Origin of the sequence: Streptomyces sp. NBC_00996, assembly GCF_045162675.1 — a bacterium.
GTDB lineage: Bacteria > Actinomycetota > Actinomycetes > Streptomycetales > Streptomycetaceae > Streptomyces.
This window is the reverse complement of record NZ_CP108723.1, coordinates 222,694-244,981: the sequence shown is the minus strand read 5'-3', so window position 1 is coordinate 244,981 and position 22,288 is coordinate 222,694. Positions and strand designations below refer to the sequence as shown.

The 22,288-nt window shown below is 69.2% G+C and carries 17 protein-coding genes and 7 pseudogenes; 12 read left to right on the top strand and 12 right to left on the bottom strand.

The genetic code is table 11. From position 1 onward, the window contains the following. The first annotated feature begins 123 nt into the window (after positions 1-123). Together OG390_RS01205 and OG390_RS01200 are read left to right on the top strand one after the other, a co-directional pair. Positions 124-1,206, top strand: a complete 1,083-nt coding sequence (locus tag OG390_RS01205) for a DUF2855 family protein (RefSeq protein ID WP_406164573.1) — start codon at positions 124-126, stop codon at positions 1,204-1,206. Positions 1,207-1,276: 70 nt separating this feature from the next. Continuing rightward, positions 1,277-1,927: a histidine phosphatase family protein gene (locus tag OG390_RS01200; protein WP_406164572.1), complete on the top strand. Its 651-nt coding sequence runs from the start codon at positions 1,277-1,279 to the stop codon at positions 1,925-1,927. 542 nt (positions 1,928-2,469) lie between these two features. On the opposite strand, the gene OG390_RS01195 is transcribed toward OG390_RS01200, so the two are convergent. The 3 genes and pseudogenes from OG390_RS01195 to OG390_RS01185 all read right to left on the bottom strand — a co-directional run bounded on the left by OG390_RS01195 (position 2,470) and on the right by OG390_RS01185 (position 4,860). Further along, positions 2,470-2,808, bottom strand: coding sequence for a transposase (locus OG390_RS01195; protein WP_406178333.1), 339 nt, complete (start codon positions 2,806-2,808; stop codon positions 2,470-2,472). 94 nt (positions 2,809-2,902) lie between these two features. Continuing rightward, a pseudogene (locus OG390_RS01190) lies at positions 2,903-3,190 on the bottom strand (IS5/IS1182 family transposase); the annotation flags it as partial. A 362-nt stretch (positions 3,191-3,552) separates the two neighbouring features. Continuing rightward, positions 3,553-4,860, bottom strand: coding sequence for a helix-turn-helix domain-containing protein (locus tag OG390_RS01185; RefSeq protein WP_406164571.1), 1,308 nt, complete (start codon positions 4,858-4,860; stop codon positions 3,553-3,555). A gap of 132 nt (positions 4,861-4,992) precedes the next feature. Here OG390_RS01185 and OG390_RS01180 point away from each other — a divergent pair. Next, positions 4,993-5,352, top strand: a pseudogene (locus OG390_RS01180) (MFS transporter); the annotation flags it as partial. Positions 5,353-5,407: 55 nt separating this feature from the next. Next, the gene (locus tag OG390_RS01175) at positions 5,408-6,325 is read left to right on the top strand and encodes an MFS transporter (protein ID WP_406164570.1); all 918 of its coding nucleotides are present in this window, start codon (positions 5,408-5,410) and stop codon (positions 6,323-6,325) included. Here the strand turns inward: OG390_RS01175 and OG390_RS01170 are convergent. From OG390_RS01170 to OG390_RS01155, 4 genes and pseudogenes are all read right to left on the bottom strand, one after another. Then, on the bottom strand, positions 6,221-7,045 hold the full coding sequence (locus tag OG390_RS01170) for a peptidase dimerization domain-containing protein (protein ID WP_406177442.1): 825 nt from the start codon (positions 7,043-7,045) through the stop codon (positions 6,221-6,223). The genes OG390_RS01175 and OG390_RS01170 overlap by 105 nt on opposite strands. Before the next feature lie 13 nt (positions 7,046-7,058). Then, positions 7,059-7,664, bottom strand: a pseudogene (locus OG390_RS01165) (M20/M25/M40 family metallo-hydrolase); the annotation flags it as partial. Between the two features lie 536 nt (positions 7,665-8,200). Then, positions 8,201-9,787 (bottom strand): alpha/beta hydrolase, encoded by a 1,587-nt coding sequence (locus OG390_RS01160; protein WP_406164569.1) that lies wholly within the window; start codon positions 9,785-9,787, stop codon positions 8,201-8,203. Between the two features lie 102 nt (positions 9,788-9,889). Continuing rightward, a complete protein-coding gene (locus OG390_RS01155; protein WP_406164568.1) occupies positions 9,890-10,195 on the bottom strand; it encodes a hypothetical protein in 306 nt (101 codons plus the stop codon). Between the two features lie 814 nt (positions 10,196-11,009). On the opposite strand from OG390_RS01155, the gene OG390_RS01150 reads away from it, so the two are divergent. Continuing rightward, positions 11,010-11,462, top strand: a complete 453-nt coding sequence (locus tag OG390_RS01150; protein WP_406164567.1) for a hypothetical protein — start codon at positions 11,010-11,012, stop codon at positions 11,460-11,462. Positions 11,463-11,592: 130 nt separating this feature from the next. On the opposite strand, the gene OG390_RS01145 is transcribed toward OG390_RS01150, so the two are convergent. From OG390_RS01145 to OG390_RS01135, 3 genes are all read right to left on the bottom strand, one after another. After that, entirely contained in the window at positions 11,593-11,865 is a 273-nt protein-coding gene (locus tag OG390_RS01145; protein ID WP_406164566.1) for an SMI1/KNR4 family protein, read from the bottom strand. 184 nt (positions 11,866-12,049) lie between these two features. Continuing rightward, entirely contained in the window at positions 12,050-12,520 is a 471-nt protein-coding gene (locus OG390_RS01140) for a hypothetical protein (RefSeq protein WP_406164565.1), read from the bottom strand. Positions 12,521-12,789: 269 nt separating this feature from the next. Next, the gene (locus OG390_RS01135) at positions 12,790-12,918 is read right to left on the bottom strand and encodes a hypothetical protein (RefSeq protein ID WP_406164564.1); all 129 of its coding nucleotides are present in this window, start codon (positions 12,916-12,918) and stop codon (positions 12,790-12,792) included. A gap of 178 nt (positions 12,919-13,096) precedes the next feature. Between OG390_RS01135 and OG390_RS01130 the strand changes: the two genes are divergently transcribed. The 5 genes and pseudogenes from OG390_RS01130 to OG390_RS01110 form a co-directional block, all read left to right on the top strand. Continuing rightward, complete coding sequence (locus tag OG390_RS01130; protein WP_406164563.1) at positions 13,097-14,563, top strand: NB-ARC domain-containing protein; 1,467 nt, start codon at positions 13,097-13,099, stop codon at positions 14,561-14,563. A gap of 57 nt (positions 14,564-14,620) precedes the next feature. Continuing rightward, on the top strand, positions 14,621-15,589 hold the full coding sequence (locus OG390_RS01125) for a hypothetical protein (RefSeq protein WP_406164562.1): 969 nt from the start codon (positions 14,621-14,623) through the stop codon (positions 15,587-15,589). Between the two features lie 279 nt (positions 15,590-15,868). After that, positions 15,869-16,825, top strand: a pseudogene (locus OG390_RS01120) (ISAzo13 family transposase); the annotation flags it as partial. An 87-nt stretch (positions 16,826-16,912) separates the two neighbouring features. Next, entirely contained in the window at positions 16,913-18,253 is a 1,341-nt protein-coding gene (locus OG390_RS01115) for an IS4 family transposase (protein WP_406164561.1), read from the top strand. 17 nt (positions 18,254-18,270) lie between these two features. Further along, positions 18,271-18,546, top strand: a pseudogene (locus tag OG390_RS01110) (ISAzo13-like element transposase-related protein); the annotation flags it as partial. On the opposite strand, the gene OG390_RS01105 reads toward OG390_RS01110, so the two are convergent. Further along, the gene (locus OG390_RS01105; protein ID WP_406164560.1) at positions 18,543-20,996 is read right to left on the bottom strand and encodes a SpoIIE family protein phosphatase; all 2,454 of its coding nucleotides are present in this window, start codon (positions 20,994-20,996) and stop codon (positions 18,543-18,545) included. The pseudogene OG390_RS01110 and the gene OG390_RS01105 overlap by 4 nt on opposite strands. A gap of 534 nt (positions 20,997-21,530) precedes the next feature. Here OG390_RS01105 and OG390_RS01100 point away from each other — a divergent pair. Further along, positions 21,531-21,761, top strand: a complete 231-nt coding sequence (locus tag OG390_RS01100) for a response regulator transcription factor (RefSeq protein ID WP_406164559.1) — start codon at positions 21,531-21,533, stop codon at positions 21,759-21,761. Between the two features lie 262 nt (positions 21,762-22,023). On the opposite strand, the pseudogene OG390_RS01095 reads toward OG390_RS01100, so the two are convergent. After that, a pseudogene (locus OG390_RS01095) lies at positions 22,024-22,166 on the bottom strand (IS5/IS1182 family transposase); the annotation flags it as partial. Position 22,167: 1 nt separating this feature from the next. Here OG390_RS01095 and OG390_RS01090 point away from each other — a divergent pair. Next, positions 22,168-22,287: pseudogene (locus OG390_RS01090) on the top strand (IS5/IS1182 family transposase); the annotation flags it as partial. Position 22,288 lies beyond the last annotated feature (1 nt).

The following is a 22,288-nucleotide window of genomic DNA, read 5'->3' as shown; positions in this document are numbered from 1 at the left end:
CGCCGGGTACGCGCCCCGGCCGGCCGGGGCCGCGCGGGCTGTTCGGTTCCAGGGTCAGGGGAGAGCATGTGCGCATCCTAGCCTGGTATTGAATCCGAATCCGGATTCAAGTACGTTCCAGTCATGAACACCACCGCTGCCACCGCCTGGAACCTGCTCGTCCGGCGCAACGACCTGTCAACCGCGGAGCTGGCCGACGTCCCCGTCCCGCAGGTGCGGGACGGGGAGGCGCTGCTGCGCGTCGACCGGGTCGGCCTGACCGCCAACAACGTCACCTACGCCGCACTCGGCGACTCGTTCCGCTACTGGGAGTTCTTCCCCGCGCCCCGCGCCGGCTGGGGCATCGTCCCCCTGTGGGGCTTCGCCGACGTCGTCACCTCCCGGGTCGACGGCGTCGCGACCGGCAGCCGCTACTACGGCTATTTCCCGTCCGCGAGCCACCTGCTGGTCCGCCCGGACCGAGTGGACGAGCGCGGCTTCCGCGAGGCCGGCCCCCATCGCCGAACCCTGCCCCGGCCCTACAACGCCTACGCCCTCACCACCGGCGACCTCGCCTACGAGGCCGGCCGGGAAGACCTTCACGTTCTGTACCGCCCGCTCTTCTGGACCTCGTTCATGCTGGCCGACTGGCTCGCCGACAACGCCTGGCTGGGCGCGAAGACCATCGTCCTGTCGTCCGCCTCGAGCAAGACGGCCTACGGCGCCGCCCACCTGCTCCAGGGGCAGGGATGCGAGGTGGTCGGCCTGACCTCCCTGCGCAACCTCGCCTTCACCGAGGGCCTCGGCTGCTACGACCGGGTGCTGACCTACGAGGACGTCTCCAGGCTCCCCCGCACGCAGACGCTGTACGCCGACTTCGCGGGCGACGAGCAGCTGTCCGCCCGGCTGGGCGCCCACCTCGGCGACTCCTTGGTGCACCAGGTGGTCGTCGGCATCACCAACCAGGAACCCGCGCCCGCCGGCACCCTTGCGGAGACCGGGCCGGGCATGTTCTTCGCCCCCGACCAGATCCGCAAGCGCATCGGCGACTGGGGGCGGGAAGGGCTGGACCACCGCTTCGCCGAGGCGTGGAAGGAGTTCCTGCCCGTGGCCCAGGGGTGGGTCGACATCGTGCACAGCCACGGCCCGCAGAGCCTCGAGCGGGTCTGGCACGAGGTCCAGTCGGGGCGGACCTCGCCGCGCACCGGCCACCTCATCACCCCATAGCGAGGCCGTTCCGCTCGACGCGCGGCCCGTTGCGCACGGCCGTCCTCACCCACCCCTCGAAAGGTCCCCCATGCCGGTCATCCACCTCATACGGCACGGCCAGGCATCGTTCGGTTCGCAGACCTACGACGTACTCTCGGAACTCGGGCGGGAGCAAGCCACCGTCGTGGGCGCCCAGTTGGCACGGCGCGGGCTGCGCGACCCGCTGGTCGTCTGCGGCTCCCTGCACCGCCAGTACGACACGGCCGAGCTCCTGCTGAAGGCGGCCGGACTCGGCGGCGCCCCCCTCCAGGACCCGCGCTGGAACGAGTACGACCACCTCCGCCTCCTCGACCGCAACGGCCCGCCCGCGCCCGGGACCCTCGCGGATTCCCGTGGCACACAGCAACTGCTGGACCGGGCACTGGAGGCGTGGATGAACGACCCGGACGACGACGGCTGGACGGCATTCTCCCAGAGAGCCTTCGCGGCCCTGGGCGACCTTGTCGCCTCCCTCGGCCCCGGCCGTGACGCTGTGGTGGTCACGTCCGGGGGAGTGCTGGCCGCGCTGTGCGGCAGGCTCCTCGGCACATCGGTCGCGGGGACCGTCGGCCTCAACCGCGTCGCGGTCAACGCCGCCGTCACCACGCTCGTGGCGGGCGGATCCGGCATCAGCCTGCTGACCTTCAACGACCACTCCCACTTCACCGGGGAGCGCCAGGACCTGCTCACCTACCGCTGACCGGCAGGCCGCTCGCGGCGAACGTCGGGTCGGCAGCCTGCCCTGTTCCTGCGGGGGAGGGCCAACTCGTCCTGGCCGACCGTGAGTTCCTCGGTGCCCCCTTGTGACAGGCGTTCACCGCCACCCGCGCTGATCTGCTGTGGCGAGTGCCCGCCAACCGGGTCCTGCCGGTCACCAGGCAGCTCCGTGACGGCTCCTGGCTCTCCCGATCCGCGCAAGCAGCGGCCCGGCCCGGTCGACATGAGCCGGTCCGCTATGTCCTTCGAACGGTGCGAGCCTGACGCATACCCCGGCACGGATTCGTTGCCGTCCGGCAAGGTCCCCGGGCCGCATCCGGCGCAGCGCGGCGGGGTGACCGTGGTGTGCGCGGGCCCGGCGCAGGGCGTCGGCGCGGTCGGCCGTGCCAGCGGCAGTGCCTGGCCTGCCGCCCGGAAAGCCGCGTCAGCGGCCGCGCCCGGGGTGTGAGGGGCCTGGCGCCGCTTACGAGTTGGGGAGCGATTGAGGTCGGGGCGTGCTCGCCCGGCGGTTCGGCTGGTGCGTGATCAGCAGGCGGACCGTCGGGCGAGCACCGGGTCGGTGCTCGTCGTGCGGCGGGTGGCTCGGGCTGCTGCCCGCTCGCATACCAGCTCGGCGATGGCCGGGTGGGTCTCGGCGTAGGCGTTCCGGCGGCCGGTGTACCGCTGGAGAGGTCTCCACTGCTTGAGCTCGGCCTGGGCGTGCTCCACACAGATTCGCCGCGAGGACTGCCTCTGCCGATGCTCCCGCCAGGCCGGCTTGTCGCCCTCCGGGGAGTTCTCCTTCGGCTTGCGCGGAGGGGCGCTGACCTGGTCCGGGAACTCGTTCGCCAGCCCGCTGTAGCCCTCGTCGACGTCGGCTGCCACCTCGGGTGGAGACGGAACTGCTCGCCGATGCCCTCGGTGCGAAGGCGGTCTGGTCGTGCATCCGCCCCGGCCGCACGACCCCGCTGAACAGCGTGCGCCCCTGTTCGTCGCAGAACGTCGTGGTCTTGATCGTGTTCTGCCTGCGCTTGCCGGAGAGGAAAGAGAGGCGTCCGACACGGTTAACCCTGGGACGACGGACCTGCACTTCCGTGCCGTCCATCCGCAGGCGCACCTGCTCCGCGTCGGCGCAGGCGAACAGGTCGTCCAGGGTGCGAAGCCGCACTCCCGGCCGGTCTGAAACGGCGAAGCCCCGCGCCGCGAGCAGGGGCCGCACCTCACGCACTGCCCGCGAGACGGTCGAGCGGTCCACGCCGTAGAGCACAGCGAGCGCCGCGTGCGGCACCGCGACACGCAGCACCACCCGCGCCACCAGCACCCGGTCCACGAACCCAGCCGATGATCCGGTCCAGCGCCGGCAGCGCGACGCCGCGCACCGCCCCGACGCTCGTGCAGGGCCGAGTCGCACCGAGCTGTCCACTTCGGAGCGAGTTCTTCGACCAACTCGCCGAGACGTGCGCGGGACAAGCCCGTCAGGGTGGTATGAGAGCAGGCCGCGCGGGCCTGAGAATGCGTCACAACATCACCAACCCGCACTGCCCTTGTCACGTCATGGCGGCGCCCAACTCGTTGGAGCACTGAGCAGCGCACGCGCCTCTCGGCACCACGGGGCGAGCGGTCGTGGCGTCAGAGCGGGACGCTGCGGCCGATGATGCCGTGGTAGTCGTCTTCCACGTACCCGATCATCTCGGCGTAAATGTCAGTCCCCAGGAACGCCCGCAGCCCTTGCTCGGCGTGAACGGTGCTCTCCCACTCAAGACGGTCGGCCCAATTCTCCTTTGCCTCGTAGAGCTCGTAGCCCACGAAGCCAGGTTGCAGCCGGAGCCAGTCCACCATCCGGCGCGTGACATCGAGGAACGCCTCGCGGCTCGCTTCAGGGCGCAGCCGCGAAATGACGATGTGGACGCTCGGTCGGCTGTCAGGCACCCGGTCTCCCCTACGCACACGATGTGGACTGCATCGAGTCTCCGATCGCCGCCACGCCACGCGAGCGGCCGGCGCAGACACCGGGCCGGCATCGCGCCCTGGCACGTTAGCGCGGCTGGTCGGTGGGCTCTGGCGCCTGGGACTGGGTGGCTGCCAGGCTGGCGAGGAGCTTGAGCCGGTCTTCGGAGGTGCTGCCCGGTTCGTGTAGAGGGTCAGGTCGGGCACCGCCCGGTTGGACATGGGCAGGTCCAGAGACTGATAGGACAGCTCCAGGTGACCGACCTCGGGGTGCTGCAGCCGCTTGATGCCGTCGTGGCGGATACGGACGTCGTGCGCGGCCCACTGGCTGCGGAACTCGGGACTGAGCGTGGACAGCTCGCCGATGAGGTCGCGCAGGGCCCGGTCGTGGGGCTCGCGTCCGGCTTCTGCGCGCAGCAGTGCGGCGGTGGCGACGGCGGCGGCGTCCCAGTCGACGAAGAAGTGGTGGGCGCCGGGGTCGAGGAAGATGTAGCGGGCGATGTTGGGGCGGCCGCGCTTGTCGATGGTGTTGCTGTCGAAGACCGGTGCGTGCAGGGCCCGGGCCAGCGGGTTGCTGGCGACGATGTCCTGGCGGCCGTTGCGCACGAATGCGGAGGACATCGTCATGGAGTCGAGCAGCCACTGGATGCGGGGCGGCACGGCGACGTCCTTGCGGCGGGACGACGTGCGGTTCGCGGGCCGGGCCGCGCGGGCCAGGTCGAACAGGTAGGTGCGTTCGTCCTCGTCCAGCTGCAGTGCCCGGGCGACCGCGTCGAGAACGTCGTCGGACACGCCGCTGATGTGGCCCTTCTCCAGCCGGGTGTACCACTCGGTGCTCACGCCTGCGAGTACCGCGACCTCCTCGCGCCGCAGCCCCGGTAACCGGCGTCGGCCGCTGGTGGGCAGCCCTGCCTGCTCCGGGGTGATCTTGGCGCGCCGACTGGCGAGGAAGTCCCGGATCTCCGTGCGGTTGTCGCTGCGGTGGTCCATACATTCCACGGTATCCACGGACGGCAGAGAAGGGAGGTTGAGCTTGTCCCCCCTATAAATGCGACCTTCTCCGCGCACGATGAAGCCGGTTTCGTGGGATCAGCACCTCGATCACACCCACGGAGTTGATGTATGAGTACGCGAGGAGGAGTCCTCCACGCCCCCGCCGAGGTACGGGCCGAAGACCGCGGGAAGCCGCCGCCCGCCCGGCTTCCGCTCGTCGTTCACGTGCTGGCGCTGGGCACTTTCCTGATGGGCACGACCGAGTTCGTGGTGGCTGGCCTGCTGCCGGCGATCGCGGGCGACCTGCAAGTGAGCGTGGCCCAGACCGGACTGCTGATCACTGTCTTCGCGGTCGGGATGATCGTCGGCGCGCCGCTGATGGCGATGCTGACGCTGCGGATGCCCAGGCGATTGACCCTGATGCTCGCCCTGGGCGTCTTCGCTGCCGGACATGTCATCGTCGCGCTCGGTTCCAGCTTCGCCCTGCTGCTGGCGGCGCGGTTCCTGACGGCGCTGGCGACCGGAGCGTTCTGGGCGGTGGCCAATGTGGCTTGCCACCCGCGCGGCAGGGCCTGCCGCGAGCTCCCGCGCCCTGGGTCTCGTGGGCGCCGGAGCCATGCTTGCCAACGTCGTCGGTGTGCCGCTGGGTGTGTTCGCCGGGCAGCTCATGGGCTGGCGGGGACCGTTCTGGGCCCTCGCAGGCCTTGTGGTGGCCGCCGTCGCGCTCATCGCCCGCATGGTCCCGCACGACGGCCCGGCGCAGCAGTCGGGGTCGATCCGGTCCGAGCTGTCCGCTCTGCGCTCCGGCCGCCTGTGGCTGGCGCTGGCAGCCTGCGCCACCACGACCGGCGGCGTCCTGGCGGCGTACTCCTACATCTCGCCGCTGCTGACCGGCCGGGCCGGCATCGCGGCAGGGCTTGTGCCGCTGGTCCTCGTCGGCTTCGGCATCGGTGCCCCGGCAGGCTCGATCGTCGGGGCCCGTCTGGGAGACGCCCGTCCGCACACGACGACCATCGTGGCAGCCGCGGCCACCGCCCTCCTGCTCCTCGCGATCTGCCTGCTCTCCGGCTACGCCGCGGCCACGATCGTCCTGGTCACCCTGCTGGGGTCTTTCGGCCTCGGCGCCAACCCGGTGCTGATCTCCATGGCCGTCCGCTTCGCAGGCAAGGCGCCCGCTCTGGGCTCCGCCCTCAGCATCTCCGCGTTCAACCTCGGCACCACTGTCGGTTCCTGGATCGCCGGCCTCGCCCTCGGCTTCAGCCTGGGATCCACCGGCCCCGCCGCGGTGGGCACCGCCATCGCCGCACTGCCCCTGATCCCCACCGTCGCCCTCGCCGTCAACCGGCACCGCCGCTCCTCAGCACCCGGCGCCGCGGGCTTCCAGAGTGCGGCCGTGCCGAACAGGCTTGAACCGGGCCGCGAGCCGGGCCGGGCCCGCACTCACGTCATCATCGTCCACTGACCAGCACCGCTCCGAAACAAGCACCCACCCCATCGGAGAGCACCTCATGCGCGCAACCCTCATGCACGGCGCCGGCGACGTCCGAGTCGAGAACGTCCCGGACTCCGTCATCAAACTGCCCACCAACGCGCTGGTTCGCGTCACCGCGGTGGGCTGGAGGACTGGTGCGAAGCGTGGGCTGTGGTTGACCGGGACATCCTCGGCCACTGTGCCGCGTTGCCGGGCGCCCTGATGGGTGTCCGGATCGATGCAGCCGAGGGCCCAGTACGTGTACGGGATGCCGAAGGCGTCCGGGATGCGGCTGAAGTCCTCGCTGGCGCTCTGCAGTTCGACGGTTCCCGAGCGCTTCCCGAAGACTGTGGCGAATGCGGTGGAGACCGCGCGGGTCACCGCTTCGTCGTTGACGGTCGGCGGAAAGCGGGTGCCCTCCTCGATCTGCGGCTCACGGGTTGCCCAGGAGGCGTCGCACTCGCCCTTGACGATGCGCCGCACGGCGGCCAGAACTGCCTGGCGGGTGTCCTCGTCGTAGGTGCGCACGTTCACCAGCAGCTCGGCTGACTCCGGGATCACGTTGCCGCTCGTACCCGCCTGCACGGAACCCACCGTGAGCACCACCGGGTGGGTGGCTGCCAGCTCGCGCGAGACGATCGTCTGGAGACGGACGACGATCATCAGGGTCGATCGCAGCTTGTGGAGCCGACCCGTGAGCGCCCCTGCCATAGACAGCGATCTTGATGTTGTCCGCCGCGGGGAGAAAGGACCCGGCGCGCGTACCGACCTGACCGGCCGGATAGGGAAGCACATGCTGAGCGAAGGCGACCTCCGGGTGCGGAACACGGTCGGCGAGCCCGTCGGCGAGCATCCGGTCGGCGCCGTCCCCGGGCTCTTCGGCGGGCTGGGACAGAGCCACCAGCGTGCCCCGCCATGCCCCTTGGGCAGCCGCCATCAGACGGGCCGCCCTCAGCAGACAGGTGACGTGCAGGTCGTGACCGCACGCGTGCGCCACTGGCACCCCCCGGCCGGAGGCGTCCTTGGCGCCGGCCGTGCCGGCGTACGGCAGGCCGGTCTCCTCGCGGATCGGCAGGGCATCCATGTCGGCGCGCAGCAGAACGGTCGGACCGTCGCTGTTGGCCAGCAGGCCGACCACACCGGTGCCGCCGATCCCGTCGTGCACCTGGTAGCCGCAGCTCCTCAGGCATTCCGCCACACGAATCGCGGTCCGGTGCTCCTGGTGGCCCAACTCGGGGTGGGCATGCAGGTCCTCGTAGAGGTTTTCCAGCTCGGACCGCACGTCACCGAGCCTTGCAACGACCGCGTCCACGGAACCCTTGAGGGTCATGACGAGTAACACCTCCTGGCTCCGCCATGCACGTGTCCCGTCGCGCGTCTGCCGGCGCGTTTTCCAGCGTGCTCCGCTGTCGGGCCGGGCGCACTCTGGGATTGCGCGGGCTCGAGGCCAGGCGCGCGAGCCCGGCCGCCGCGGCGGCGCTCGAGCCGGCGAAGACGAACGGCATCTTGCGATAGCCCTCGTACCAAGAAGGCACCGCCGTGTCCGAGATCAGGACGGTGGTGCATGTGGCGACCGCCGGCCCGAGGACGGCGGCCGGCCCCGTGGCGGCCGAGCCGGTAGCGGCCGCGACATCGCTCGCCGCCGCGGCCCTTGTCGCGTGCGGGGTGTCTTTGGCGTTTGGTGGGGGGGCTGGTATCGCGTGGGTGTGGTGCCGTGTGCACGGAGTCGGTGCTGTGGCTGTGAAGTCGGCGCGGTGAATAGGAAAACACCCCCTGCGGTCTTTGGGCCGCAGGGGGTGTTTTTGCTTTTGTGTTGTCGGTTGGGTGTCGTGTTGGTGGGGCGTGCCGTGTGGCACGGGTGGGGTGCTAGGTGCAGGTGGTGTTGGGTGGGGGAGTGGTGTTGTTGAGGAGGTAGTGGTCGACGAGGTTTTTGAGGCAGGTGTTGTTGCTGGTGTAGCCGCCGTGGCCCTGGCCGGTCAAGGTGATGTGGATGGCGCTGGTGCCGAGGGCGTGGGCCATGTGGCGGGCGCCTTCGTAGGGGGTGGCGGGGTCGCCGGTGTTGCCGATGACCAGGACGGGGGCCGCGCCGGGGGCGTTCACTTGGGAGGCGTCGGTGGTGGCGGTGCTGGGCCAGCCGGTGCAGCTGGTGAGGCTCCAGGCCATGGCGTCGCCGAAGAGGGGGGAGGCGTTGCGGAATTGCTTGAGGTGGGTGTGGACGTCGGTGTCGGTGTAGCGCTGTTTCTGGTCGGCGCAGTTGATGGCGGTGTTGGCGCTGTTGATGTTGGCGTAGCGGCCTTGGGTGTCGCGCCCGTTGTAGGCGTCGGCCAGCTGGAGGAGGGTGTCGCCGCGGCCGTGGTGCTGGGCTTCGTTCAGTGCGCTGGTCAGGGTGGGCCAGGTGCTCTGGGAGTAGAGGGCGGACATGATGCCGGTGAAGGCGAGGTCGGCGGTGAGCTTGCGGCCGTCGCGGGTGGGCAGGGGCTGCTGGTCGAGGGCGGTGAGCAGGGCGGCGAGTTTCTGATTGCCGTCACTGCCGCCGGTGCCGGTGGGGCAGGCGGCGTCGTGGGCGGCGGCGCAGTCCTTCATGTAGTTGTCGAGGGCGAGCTGGAAGCCCTTGGTCTGGGCGAGGGCTTCTTGCAGCGGGTCCTTGGTGGGGTCCATGACGGCGTCCAGGACCAGGTGGCCGACATGGTGGGGGTAGAGGTGGGCGTAGACGGCGCCCAGTTTGGTGCCATACGACATGCCGAAGTAGTTCAGTTTGCGGTCGCCGAGGACTTCACGCATGAGGTCCATGTCGCGTGCGGCGCTGACGGTGTCGACGTGGGTGAGGATTCTGCCGGAGTTGTGCCGGCAGCTGTTGAGGTAGTGCTGGGCGAAGGCGGCGGGGTCCTGGAGCGGGGCGACGACGTCGGAGGGCCCCTCCCCTGAGTAGTAGGCGTCGGTTTCCTTGTCGCTGAGGCAGGTGACGGGCGCGCTTGCGCCAACCCCGCGGGGGTCGAAGCCGACCAGGTCGTAGCGGGAGTTGAGGGTCTGGAACTCATTGCCGGTGCTGGGGAGTATGGAGACGCCAGAGGCGCCGGGGCCGCCGAAGTTGAACAGCAGTGAGCCGATGCGCCGGTCGGGGTCGGTGGCCTTGGTGCGGATCAGGGCGAGGCTGATGGTTTCGCCGTCGGGGTGGGTGTAGTCCAGGGGGGCCTTGAGGGTGGCGCACTGCCAGGCGCGGCCCGGGGCGGGCTGGGTGCCCTGTGCGGGGGTCGGTGGGGAGCAGGTGTGCCAGCTGAGTTTCTGGGCGGTCAGTGAGCTGGGTGGCTGGCCGGCACTGTCCGCGTGTGCGGGCGAGGTGTGGGCGGTCCATCCGGCGAGGGCGGTGGCGATCACTGCGGCGGTGGCGCCCAGCGCGCCGGTGCGCCGGGCCGGGGAGAGGCCGGTGCGCCGGGCCTTGGAGAGGGGGGACATGAGAGGGGTCTCCGTTCTTTCGTACCGGGTGGGGAGGGCTGCGAGGGCTGGCCCCGGCCGGTAGGGGCGGGCCGGCGGGAGAGGGGCACAACCGTCAAATCTTCAACGGCGGTTGTGGACTCTTGCCGCGCGGCTGCGGGCCTGCTGGTGCGGCCCGCACTTCGAGTAGGGCCCGGGCGGTGCCACCGCGTCACGCTGCGACAACTCGGGGCTTGACGAGGTGGCCGGTGTGGTGCGGGAGCCCGCGAAAGGGCGGCAGGGCCGCCCGCAGGCGTACGCGGCGGCGGGCCCCTGCGCGTGGTGTGTCACCGGCCGGGCGAAGGGCGGATCGGGCGGTCCGCTGGGGCCGGGAACCGGCGGGTCCCGGCGGCCCGTGACCTCGGCGAGAGCGGTGGCGGGGGCCTTCATGTGTGGGCCGGGAGTGCTCTGCCACGCAGCGTGCGTTCGACCGTCGGCTTGGGCGGGCAGGGGGAGCCTGCGGCGGCGTCGCAGGACCGGGCGGGCTGTGGCGGGGACCGGGGCTGCGACAGAGGGCAGGAAACGGCAGGCCTGGGGGCTGGCCGGGCCCTGGGCGGGGTGCGCGGATGTGTCCGGGCGGCCCGCTGCGCTCACAGGCCGTGCCGGCGGCGCGGAGTGGGGCCGCCGTGGATCGCCGGGAGGGGGCAGGCCGGGCCGGCGGGGATCTGGCAGGATCCGGTGCGTGGCCGCCGGTGCGGGGGGAGCGTGGTGGTCTGGGGCGCATCGCCGGGCCGGGCGTCAAGGCGCGCGGACCGTGCCGGTCGGCCTGTCGCGGGAGGGGCCGGAATCTGACGCGGAGGGCAGGAGCTTGCCCCTGCGGTGTCGGGCGTGGCGGGTTCGTGCGGGCCTGTGCGCCGGACAGTGCAGGTGCGAAGGCGCGCCCTTCGTTCGGGAGGGCGCGCGTCGGCCGGTCATGCGGCCGACGGCGCCGGCCGCATGACCTGACTGGCGGGGCCCTTTTAACGCGGCCGTGGTGGTGTGTCAAGCCCCGACATTCAGCGTCATGACGCGGCGTTGCTGCCGGGGCTTAATTGAGGCATGGGTTCACACAGATCAGGTGGCCCGCCAGCACCGCCGAAAACAAACTCTGGCGGAGCGTTTTACGGGGCGTGAGCCCCGGCCGAAAAGGCCCACAAAATTGTGGTAAGGGGCCGTTCGGTAATCCACCCCTTTTTTCGCAGCTTTTCCCACCGGAGGAATTCTCATGGCCCGCACGTCCTGCACTCGTCGTATCGCGATGCTGACCGCCTCGACCGCGCTGGCAGCAGGAGGCGCGATGCTGTCCTCCACCGGCGCCTTCGCCGCGACCCCGGCACACGTGCCCGCCGCCGGTGTCAGCACGATGGCCCACGCCCAGGGCCACCACGACAAGCACGACAACCACAACAAGCATGGGAAGAACGGCAGAGGCGGGAAGGGTGGCCGCGGGGGTGTTGTCGTCATCATCAACAACACCAACACCAACACCAACACCAACACCAACACCAACACCAACACCAACACGAACGCCAACAAGCCTGCCGATAAGGAAGCCGGCAATGGCAATGGCAACGGGAACGGGAACGGGAACGGGAACGGGAACGGGAACGGGAACGGGAACGGTGGCGGCAACACCAACACCAACACCAACACGAACACGAACACGAACACGAATTAGGGTCTGACCGTCGTGGACGGTATTGCGTGAGGTTCGGGCGGGTGGCGAAGTCGTGGGACACGCCACCCGGCCGCGTCGGCATGATCGGCTGCCACGCCTCCTCTGAGCAAGGCATCGTGGCCCGCTTTCGCTACTGGTACGAGTCGTCCCCGCTGTGCGCGAGAGACCGGCCGAGGTAGTCCTGCAGATCCCGGGCAACCCACCGACGGCTGTCGTCCTCGTGTTCCCACACGAAGGTGTCGGCCCGGGCAGGCGTCCGCACGAACGCGAACTGGTCGCCTCCTCCGTTGTCGCCGAAGAAGAGCAGTGATCCGAACGGCATGTACGTGGTGGCGAAGGTGGGGTCCGACCAGAAGGGAAGGTTGTCCTTGACGATCCGCTCCAGAGACCAGACCGTGTTCACCCGGTCTGCCCCACAACGCCGTTGGTCTCCTCCAGCAGGCTCACCAGCTCACCCGGTGACGGTCACCTGGGACCTTCGGGCCTGGACGGGTCGGCGGGCCACCGGGCGGCCAACCCGGCGCAGGCCGCAGTGCTCGCAGGGCGGGGCGCCGTCCGGGGTGGTTAGGGCGTGTATGGGAAGTGGATCAAGTCGTAGTGGCGAGTTCGATGAGGTGCCGGGCTGTGCCGGCAGGATCGATGATCTGATGGAGGCGTGCGCCGGGCAGGTGTGCCACGCGCCAGCCGCGTTCGCGCGCCTCGGCGGCAAGGTCGTCATACGGAGGGCCGAACAGCAAATAGGAGCAGGGATGTTCGTCCCAGCCGTCGGGGACGGGGATGTGCTGTTCGTAGTAGGACAGCGGCAGGGTGGGCTGCTCCTCAATGACTGTCTGCTGCACCATCGGATCAGAGAACATGGGGGCGACGTCTGTCTCGTCCCACCAATCGGTCCAGCGTGGCAGCCTGCCGTTCACAGCCATGGGCCTGAGGAACTCCAGCAACTCGGGCGAGGCGACAGGGGTCGGCCCGATCCGGGCCGGCAGCGCCGCATCGACGAAGATCGAGCTGGTTACGGGGTTGCGGCGCCGGCCGAGATTGGTGATGTGAAGTGGGCGCACGAGGTGTTGGCGGCCGGGGTCCGTGAACGGGACCTGTGTCCGGTGGGGTTGACGGCGTTACATGCCATGGTCCGCCGTGATCTGACCCCGGGGTTCACGGCGGGGCTGAGGGAGGGGGTTCCGGCGGCCCGGGGGTTTGGCCCCGGCGTTCAAGCGGAAGATCGAGGCACTGGGCGTGGCGAGGGGCGGGCACCCCTCCCAGCAGGAAGAGGTGCCCGCCCCTCGGGCTTGCTGCATAGCAGGTTCAGGCGTTCAGCTCGCTGGTGTTTTCAGTGGTGGGTGATCCACCAGGTCGCCAGGGCGATGAGGCTGCTGCCGAGGGCAGTGGCGGCACCGCGGATCGCGGCGAAGGCGATGGTGGTGCCGAGGCGGCTGGTCGTGCTCCGGGTTCGCTTCATGGGGGCTGGTTCCTTGATGCATGCGGCCCGGCCGGGTGCCGGTGCTCGCGTCACATCACAGTTCGCGGCCGCGGCGAATTGAACGGATTACGGATCCGGGGTGGGTGTGCGCGGTTAGGCTCCTGTTCGAACCGGGTTCCGGGATAATCCGGGTTGGATCCGGGAGGGAGGCAGCGCGATGGTCGGCACCCCGTTTCGACCGGTGGGTTCGCAGTCCAGGGTGCTGGCCGAGCTGGCCCGGTTGTGGGACCAGGCGGCGCATCGGGCCCCGGTGACGAAAGTCCGGGTCACCCAGACTGAGTTGGCCAAACAGTCCAGAGTGCCGATCCAGACGGTGAACTCCTGGGCGAAGGGCGCGTCCACGCCCCGCGACCTCGACCAGCTCACCGCCGTCGGACGAGTTCTGGCCGGATGGGCTGGGGAAGCGGCACCCATGGCGGCGACGTGGGGCGAGCTGAAACGCATGGACCAGGCCGCACCCCCGGCTGACCATCGAGGGGGGACGGGTGGCGGCCATCCGCTGGTCGAGATGACCGGCGCCGGGCCCGAGCGAGTGTCGGTCGATCCAACCGATCGGTCTGCACCACGTAGTTCGGCCGCACCTACGTCCGTCAAGGCGAGTCAGGAAGTCGTAGCCCAGGTCCCGCCGATAGAATTTATCGGGCGCCGTGAGGTCTTGGCCACGCTTCGGGCGGTCCTGAGGAATCCGCAGATTCCGCTCATCACCCTTAAGGGCATGGGGGGTATTGGGAAGACAGCGCTTGCGCAGGAAGCCGTACGCAAACTGGCGGATGAAAACCTCTTCAATAGCATTTTCTGGCGCAGCACCCAGACAGAGAGGTTCATAGGCGAGGGCGTGGTGCGTACCGAAGTTGCGGACTATTCGTTCGACGCGCTTCTAGACGATCTGCTTCGGCACTCGCAGTTGGCCTGGAGTGCTGACGCACCCACAGTGGCGAAAGAGCAGATCGTCAGGAATTGGCTGGCCGGTAGCGATAACAAAGTGCTCATCGTGCTGGACAACTTGGAAACCGTGCCAAACCGAGACGCGTTGGTCGCCTCGCTGATCGAGATTCTTGGTCGAGGTAAGATCCTTGTCACCAGTCGCTACTCTGTCCTCCGCGAGCGCGCGTTTTCCTTGGATCTTGAAGGACTGTCGCCGCAGGACGGCATCGCCTTTCTTGTGAGGACTGCTGAGCGCCAGAACAACCGGAACCTGATGAGCGCCGCCACTGACACGCTGGCCCGCATCCGAGACGTGGCCGGCGGGGCGCCATTGGCAATGCAGCTGATCAGCGGGCAGATGGACTACCAGCCGGTGGAACAGGTCCTTCGAGTGGTCGAGGAAGCCGGATTTAATAACCTGAGTTACGAGTTCTACAGCTTCTTGTTCCGGCGGATCTGGGATGAGCTGGATGGCCCGGCCCGCAAGGTGCTGGTCGCCATGCGACATTTTGAAGGAAACCCGACCGCATCCGCGATTCAGCACACGGCAAACGTGATCGATGACGAGTTCTATTCAGCGACCGCGAGGCTGGGACAGCGATCCATGCTCGCTATGATGGGGGGCCGCGAAGTGCGGTACTCGCTGCATCCGCTGACAAGGTACTTCATCAACACTGACATCGTCGCCCGATGGGAGTGAGTGGTGGCTCGCGCAGTCCCGGACGGACCCGATCGCATGTTCGATGGGGAGTGCCGCATGCGGCGTATGCAGTATCTCATGCGGGAGGTGGTGGCCAACGCGGCCGACAACGCTGCGTTGGAAGCAGACCGAGTCGACATTATGTCGGCGTTGGCAGTGGCGCGGGAGTGCTGTCGGGGAAACGACCTCGAGCAATGCTGGCTCTATATACGCGCGGTGGGAGCCCTGGCGAGATTCCTGGGATTCCGTAATGCACTGAGCGAGCGCGTCGTTTGGGGGAAGTCTGCACTAGAGGTGGCCGAACTCATTGGGGACGACTCGGCGATCGCCGAACTTTGTGCCTCGACCATTGCCTGGCCGCTGCTCCAGCTCGGCGACTACCCTGAGGCAGAGCGTTACTGTCTGGAAGGGCTCAAGGCGGCACAGCGATGTGGCGATTCACGTGTTGCGGCCCGATGGGCCGGCAACGCCTCACGATCACTCTCCGGAATCGCCCGGGATGCCGATGACGGTCCCAAAGCGCTGTATTGGGCTGAGCAGGCGGCGATATACGGTCGCCGCTGTGACGACGAGTTGCTGACACGCGGGGCAAAACTGGATTTCGGGTACGCGGCCCTGCTACTGGGAAATTTCGAAGAGGCGGAGCGTCTGTTTGCTGCTCTACTGGCACAGGAGGAACGCGGCGGCGACGAGGAGCGGATCGGGAACCGCTGCGGCGATGCCGCGCTGGCGATCATGAACCGGGCGTTGAGGTCCGACGTTGCCGCTGAGCGAACCCGATTATGCGACCAAGCCCGCGCCAATGTGGAGCGCAGCCTGCGGCTTGGTGAGAAGATCAAGCACGCCGTCCTTGTCGGCGAATGCGAGCTCTCTCTGGCGACTCTGGCGCGGATCCGAGGCGATGAGGACGAGCACCGGCGATTGATGGCCAATGGCCGACGCCGCTTCGAGGAGCTCGGGATCCGCCGCAAGGGCCGCGCCGAACAATTCGTCACCTTCCCTGAGGTAGGGGTGCAACAGGGCTGAGGAGAGCGAGAAGCCGGATCCCACCCGACCTTGGAACGTGCGGGTCGAACGGGGGTCCTGGTCGGGTGATCTTCCGGCTGTACGCGCATGAAGGCAGACACCTCACCTTGCTATGCCGTCAAGCGAGTTCGGTGGGGAACGCGGTGTGTTCGTCGAACAGCTTGCGGTGCTGGAGGCAGTGGTAGAGCTGTCCGATCATGCGGTCGAAGCAATGCCGCGTAGTTAGGGCCTGTAAAGAATCAACACGTTGCTTCACGGTCTCCCTGTCGTTGGTGTGGTATGCGCATACCGAGCTCGGTTCATGACCAACTTGCCCTGAGATTCAGGGTGTTGTTCCCCCATCTGAATGAGCGACAGCAGCGGCTGGCGCTGGCCGCCGAGGCCCGGCTCCTGGGGCACGGCGGGGTCCGGGCCGTCGCGCGTGCCGCAGGGGTGAGCGAGACGACGGTGCGGAAGGGGGTCTTCGAGTTGGAGGGCGGTGAGGACCCACTGCCCGATGGCCGGGTCCGCCGGGACGGCGGCGGTCGCAAGAGCGCCGAGGAACTTGACCCGCTGCTCGTTCCGGCGTTGCTGGCGCTGGTCGAGCCGGATGAGCGGGGCGATCCGATGTCGCCGCTGCGGTGGACGACCAAGTCGCTGCGGTCTCTGGCCGGGGAGCTGACGCGGCAGGGCCATGCCGCCTCGGCGCCGACCGTGGGCAGGCTGCTGCGGGAGAACGGTTTCAGTCTGCAGGCCAATGCCAAGACCCTTGAAGGGGCTCAACACCCCGACCGGGACGCGCAGTTCCGGTACATCAACGACCAGGTCAAGGACTATCAGGCGGACAGCGAGCCGGTGGTCAGTGTGGACACGAAAAAGAAGGAAGTCGTCGGGGAGTTCAAGAATGCGGGACGTCAATGGCGGCCGGCCGGTGAACGCGTGCGGGTTGACGTCCATGACTTCCCCGGTGATGCACTGGGCAAGGCCCTGCCCTACGGCATCTACGACCTGGCGGCGGACACCGGCTGGGTGAACGTCGGTACGGATCACGACACCGCAGCCTTCGCGGTCGAATCGATCCGCCGTTGGTGGAACGGGCGCGGACGTCTCGACTATCCGCAGGCCAGACGTCTGCTGATCACCGCCGATGCCGGCGGCTCCAACGGCTACCGCACCCGGGCCTTCAAGACCGAGCTGGCTGCGTTCGCGGCCCGGACCGGTCTGGCCGTCACGGTCTGCCATATGCCGCCGGGCACACAATGCCGTTGCTTGAACTCGTCAAGCAGTTCGCAGTGACGCCGGAGGGGCGCGGTCGTTGGGCCCGGCATGCATCCTTGGGTGGGGTTGTCCGATCATGTGCGACTGGGGGTGGTGACCTGGTGGGTGACTCCGGAACTGGTCGCCGAGGTGCTGGAGAAGTGCCGGGTCCGGGACAAGAAGCCCGGCGCGCTGCCGGCCGGGTTCATGGTCTACTTCACGCTTGCCCTGGCGCTGTTCCAGCAGGACTCCTATGACGATGTGGCGGAGCAACTGGTGGGCGCTAACGGGGAGTTGAGCGGGAGCATCCCGAACAAGTCCTCGTTCACGCGGGCGCGCAGGCGTCTGGGAACGCTGGTCCTGGAGGCCGTCTTCCGTGAGCTGGCCGACCCGTTGGCCCCCGTCGGCCTGGAGGGCTCCTTCTACCGCGGGATGCGGCTGGCCGCGGTGGACGGGTTCGTGCTGGACGCGCCGGACACACCGGCCAACCGGGCCGCGTTCGGTGGGCCGGTCAAGAACGGCCAGCCGGCGGGATTCCCTCAAGTGCGGGTGGTGACACTGGCCGAGTGTGGCACGCACGCGCAGATCGACGCGGCGGTGGGCGGATTCAACGGCGGTGAGCGGGAGTTGGCGATCACTCTGGCGACCTCGGCGAGCAAGATGCTCGTCATCATGGACCGGGGCCTGCCCGGGGTCGAGTTATGGAAGGCCTATCTCGGATTCGGGGCCCATCTGCTGATCCGGGCTCGCTCGCCGGTGGCGCACCGGCCGGTTGAGTATCTGCCCGACGGGACGTACCTGGGGAGGATGAACCTGGGCGGGCAGAAGGGCGCGCATCCTGGCGGGGTGCTGGTCCGGGTGATCGAGTACCGCGTCGACGGCGGCGAGGTGGTCAGGCTGTTGACTGATCTGTTGGACCCGGTTGCGTATCCGGCGGCGGAGTTGGCAGGGCTCTACCATGCCAGGTGGGAGGCGGAGTCGGCGTTCCGGCAGATCAAGACGTTCCAGCGCGGGCCGGTCGAGGTCCTGCGCTCGGGAGACCCGGATCTGGTGCGGCAGGAGGTCTGGGCGCACCTGGTCGTGCACCACTGCCTCACGCGGGTCATCATGTGTCTGGCCGACGACAACGGCATCAACCCGGACCGGGTCTCGTTCGTCAAGGTCCTCAAGCACACGCGGCGCAGCGTGGTCCGACAGCGCGCGGATACACCCAAGAAGATCAAGAAGTTCCTGGCCGTGCTGGCGGCGAAGGTGCGCCGGAAGCTCGACAACGGCGCCAGGCGCCTGCGCGAGGCGGACCGGCACCTCAAACGGCCGGACTCGAAGTACTCCTCGAAACTCTCCTACCGGATCAACACCCGAGACCGGCAACCGACACGGCGGATCACAGCCAAGGCCATCACGTTGCACACCGCGATAGTCCAGTAATCAAGCAACGGCATTGGCCGGGCACATCGAAGTGGAACAAGGTGGAGCATCGGCTGTTCTCCGCGATCACGATGAACTGGCGCGGCAGACCGCTGAGCAGCCACGAGGTCGTCGTGCAGTCCATCGCCGCGACCACCACCCGCACCGGTCTCACCGTCCACGCCGAACTCGACACCGGCGCCTATCCCACCGGTGTGAAGGTCAGCGATGCCGAGCTGAACGCAGTGCCGGTCACCGGACATGCTTGGGCTTGGCAGGGGGCGGCGCTCTGCGTGGGTGGTGTTTGTTTTTAGTTTGTGGTGAGGGTTTGTTCGGCCCAGACGGTTTTGCCGGTGGGGGCGGGGCGGGTGCCCCAGCGGTGGGCGAGTTGGCCGACGAGGAGGAGGCCGCGTCCGCCTTCGTCGTAGGTGCGGGCGCGTCGCATGTGGGGGGCGGTGTTGCTGGAGTCGAAGACTTCGCTGATGAGGGTGTTGTTTTCGTGGATGAGTCTGAGCTGGATGGGTGGGCGGCCGTAGCGGATGGCGTTGGTGACCAGTTCGCTGACGACGAGTTCGGTGATGAAGGCGGCGTCGTCGAGTCCCCAGGTGGTGAGTTGGGTGGTGGCGTATTGGCGTGCCTGGGCGACGATGGCGGGGTCGAAGGCGAGGTTCCAGGCGGCGACGCGGTCGGTGTCGAGGGCGCGGGTGCGGGCGATGAGCAGGGCGATGTCGTCGTCGGGGCGGTGGGTGAGCATGGAGGTGAGGATTCGGTCGCAGACGGTGTCGAGGGTTTGGGCGGGGCGGGCGAGGGCGGCGAACATTTTGTCCAGGGCGTCGTCGATGTCGTGGTCGCGGGCTTCGAGGAGGCCGTCGGTGTAGAGGACGAGGATGCTGTGTTCGGGCAGTTGGGTGTCGAATGTTTCGAAGGGCAGGCCGCCCAGGCCGAGCGGGGGGCCGGCGGGGACGTCGAGGAAGGAGACGGTGCCGTCGGGGGTGACCAGGGCGGGCGGGGGGTGGCCGGCGCGGGCGAGGGTGCAGTGGCGGGAGATGGGGTCGTAGACCGCGTACAGGCAGGTGGTGCCGATGCCTCCGGCGGTTTCGGTGCTGTCGCTTGTGCCGCTGCTTTCTTCGGCGGACAGGTGCAGGACGAGGTCGTCGAGGTGGGTGAGGAGTTCGTCGGGTGGCAGGTCGACGTCGGCCAGGGTGCGGACCGCGGTGCGGACCCGGCCCATGGTGGCCGAGGCGCGGATGCCGTGGCCGACGACGTCGCCGACGACCAGGGCGACGCGTGCGCCGGACAGCGGGATCACGTCGAACCAGTCGCCGCCGACGCCGGCCTGGGTGCCGGCGGGCAGGTAGCGGGTGGCGATGTCCAGGGCTTTTTGGTCGGGCAGGGTCTGCGGGAGCAGGCTGCGCTGCAGGGTCATGGTGGTGGTGTGCTGGCGGGGGGTGTGGCGGGCGGTGTGGATGCTGACGGCGGCTCTGGCGGTGAGTTCCTCGGCCAGCCACAGGTCGTCGGTCTCGAAGGGTTCGGGGCGCTGGTGGCGGGCGAACAGGGCGACGCCGAGGGTGGTGCCGGCGGCGCGCATCGGCACCACCAGTACCGAGTGGGTGCCGCTCGCGCGGATCCAGGCGGCCTGGGGGTCCGTGGCCGCCCACCGCACGAGGGCGGGATCGCTCCCCTCGTACAGGGCGCCGTGGCCCTGGGCCAGGCACTGGGCCACCGGGGAGTCTTCCGGGTAGCGGGACTGCTCTGGTGCCGCGGGCGGGGAGGGCGAGCTGTTGCCGGGCAGTGAGCGCACCGCGGTGCGGCTCATGGTCAAGGGTCCCGGCCCGGCGGGCACCGGGCCGCCGTGGTGGGGGGCGTCCAGCAGGTCGACGGCGGCGAAGTCCGCGAGGCCGGGGACGGCGACGTCGGCCAGTTCCTGTGCGGTGCGCCGGAGGTCGGAGGTGGTGCCGATGCGGGTCGAGGCGTCGTTGAGCAGCAGCATCCGCTGGCGGGCGAGGTGCTCCTGCAGCGTGTGGTGGGCCGCCAGGCACACCGTGCGCACCCGGCCGTCGGAGTCTTTCAGCGGGGCCAGCGAGGTCGACCAGCCGTGCTCCGCGCTGATGCCGGTGGGGCGGATGCAGGCCTCCATGTGCTGCGGCTCGCCGCTTTCCAGCGCCCGGCGCATCTTCGCTTCGGCCTCCTGGCTCACGGCATGCGGCGCGATGTCGACCAGGCGCAGCCCGTGCATCTGCTCCTCGCTCAGCGACAGCGCGTGCTCCATGCCGGCATTCGCCCGCACCAGCCGCAGGTCCGTATCGAAGACCGCCAGGATGCAGGGAGACTGACGGAACACCCGCTCGCTCAGCGTCTGGTCCCCGGCCGTGCGCGGTGCGCCCGCCACGGCGGACACCACCAGCCACTCGGCGACCGCCCCGCCGGCCCCGCCGGCCCCGCCGGGGCTCTGGCGGTGCGCGAGCAGGGGCCGTTGCAGCACACGGCCGTCCCGGTGGCGCAGCGCCACGGTGCCGCTGAGCCGCCGGCGCCCGGCCGCATCCCGACACACCGCCTCGCCCACGTCACCGGCGTCACCGGCGAGCAGACGCGCGGCCCGCTGCCCCACGATCTGCGAGGACGTATAGCCCAGCAGCCGCCGCGCCCCCTCACTCCACCCCGTCACGATGCCCTGCTCATCGACCCTGGCGGTGGCCGTCAAGGCCGAGCCGGGCACGGCGTTTGCCTGCGCCTGCTCACCGAAAGGGGTGGGAAGTCGCTCCATCGCCGCTCATCTCGCCCTTCGGGAACCTGCACGGCCGGGGCCCTCCACACAAGCATGATCCCGCCCGGCACCGAGCACCAACCCGGCGCCGTCACACCGCCCCCCCCGCCCCGGTCCGGCACAGGACAGGCCCCAGGACGCGGCCGGCGGGGGCAGAGACAAACGGGCGATGCGGCGCCCGTCAGCGGTCTGCAGTGCCTTGGGAGCCGGTGATATCCCGCCTTGGCCACGTACTCGGCAGGGGGAGATAGTGATGCCAACTCCGAGGGCCGGCCGCCCTGTTGCAGGGCTGCGAGGACGGTGATGGGGGAGGGGGAGACCATCTTTGCAGCCGGTACGGCTCGTGCCGGTGAGCGCGCGTCCGGCGTGGGCGCGGATGTGGCCTGTGACACGCCTGTGACAGTCGGCGGACACCGTCATGACGTCGCCCCGGCAGTCTTTTCGAAACGGACAAATCGCAGCAATCGGGCATTTGTTCCCTGCTTCCGAGGGTGTGAGCAGTGATGACCGAGACGATCCGTCGGAGGAAATCCCATGAGCCTCACCCTCACCGCACCGCAGACCCAGGCCCCCGCACCTGCGCTGGCCCCGCGTGAACGGGAGACGCTGCGCCATATCGCCGCCGGGCGCACCTACCTGCAGGCAGCCCGCCAGATGGGGCTGTCCAAGCACACCGTCGACGCCTACCTCCGCCGTATCCGGGCCAAGCTCAACATCAACAGCACCGCCGAACTCACCCGGCTGGCCATCTCCCTGGGCCTGTGACGGACCTGTCCCGCCGCCCCCGGCCGGGGAGAGCGGGCCGGAGGGCGGTCCGGCGCCCGTGCACCTGCCCGGCACGCCCCGCGCGGCGCCGCCGCTGCTGACCGGGCCGGGCCGAGTTCCCCTTCCTCGGCCCGGCCCCCTCAGCAGCGGCACGCCCAAGACGCCGTTCCTTATGGCGTGATCGTTAGTTAAACCGTGCATGACGGATCTGGTTGAGCGGTGAGTGCCGGACGAGTTATGGGTGCTGTTCCGGCACGTGGTGGCTCAGCGACAGGGGCAGTCCGTTCAGGTCTGCGCTCAGGTGGATTTTCGATCCCGGCTTGCCACGGTCGGTCGGATTCGGTCCGGTCGGCGGCCCCCTCTTGCCGCCCGCACGCTGACGGAGTCGATCGCGCACCGCGACCACATCTCCGGTGCCAACGTGCACGACGGTCTCGGTCTGAAGCCGCTGGTCCGCGGGATCCCGCTCATCCGTACCCGGCGCGGTCCGCGTCGCCGACGTCCCGCCAGGCTCCATGCAGACAAGG

Bases quoted from the DNA above. Each gene is read 5' to 3' on its own strand.
- OG390_RS01205 (WP_406164573.1), top strand. From the start codon at position 124: ATGAACACCACCGCTGCCACCGCCTGGAACCTGCTCGTCCGGCGCAAC.
- OG390_RS01200 (WP_406164572.1), top strand. From the start codon at position 1,277: ATGCCGGTCATCCACCTCATACGGCACGGCCAGGCATCGTTCGGTTCG.
- OG390_RS01185 (WP_406164571.1), bottom strand. From the start codon at position 4,860: ATGGACCACCGCAGCGACAACCGCACGGAGATCCGGGACTTCCTCGCC.
- OG390_RS01175 (WP_406164570.1), top strand. From the start codon at position 5,408: ATGTGGCTTGCCACCCGCGCGGCAGGGCCTGCCGCGAGCTCCCGCGCC.
- OG390_RS01170 (WP_406177442.1), bottom strand. From the start codon at position 7,045: ATGGCAGGGGCGCTCACGGGTCGGCTCCACAAGCTGCGATCGACCCTG.
- OG390_RS01160 (WP_406164569.1), bottom strand. From the start codon at position 9,787: ATGTCCCCCCTCTCCAAGGCCCGGCGCACCGGCCTCTCCCCGGCCCGG.
- OG390_RS01155 (WP_406164568.1), bottom strand. From the start codon at position 10,195: ATGAAGGCCCCCGCCACCGCTCTCGCCGAGGTCACGGGCCGCCGGGAC.
- OG390_RS01150 (WP_406164567.1), top strand. From the start codon at position 11,010: ATGGCCCGCACGTCCTGCACTCGTCGTATCGCGATGCTGACCGCCTCG.
- OG390_RS01135 (WP_406164564.1), bottom strand. From the start codon at position 12,918: ATGAAGCGAACCCGGAGCACGACCAGCCGCCTCGGCACCACCATCGCC.
- OG390_RS01130 (WP_406164563.1), top strand. From the start codon at position 13,097: ATGGTCGGCACCCCGTTTCGACCGGTGGGTTCGCAGTCCAGGGTGCTG.
- OG390_RS01125 (WP_406164562.1), top strand. From the start codon at position 14,621: ATGCGGCGTATGCAGTATCTCATGCGGGAGGTGGTGGCCAACGCGGCC.
- OG390_RS01105 (WP_406164560.1), bottom strand. From the start codon at position 20,996: ATGGAGCGACTTCCCACCCCTTTCGGTGAGCAGGCGCAGGCAAACGCC.
- OG390_RS01100 (WP_406164559.1), top strand. From the start codon at position 21,531: ATGAGCCTCACCCTCACCGCACCGCAGACCCAGGCCCCCGCACCTGCG.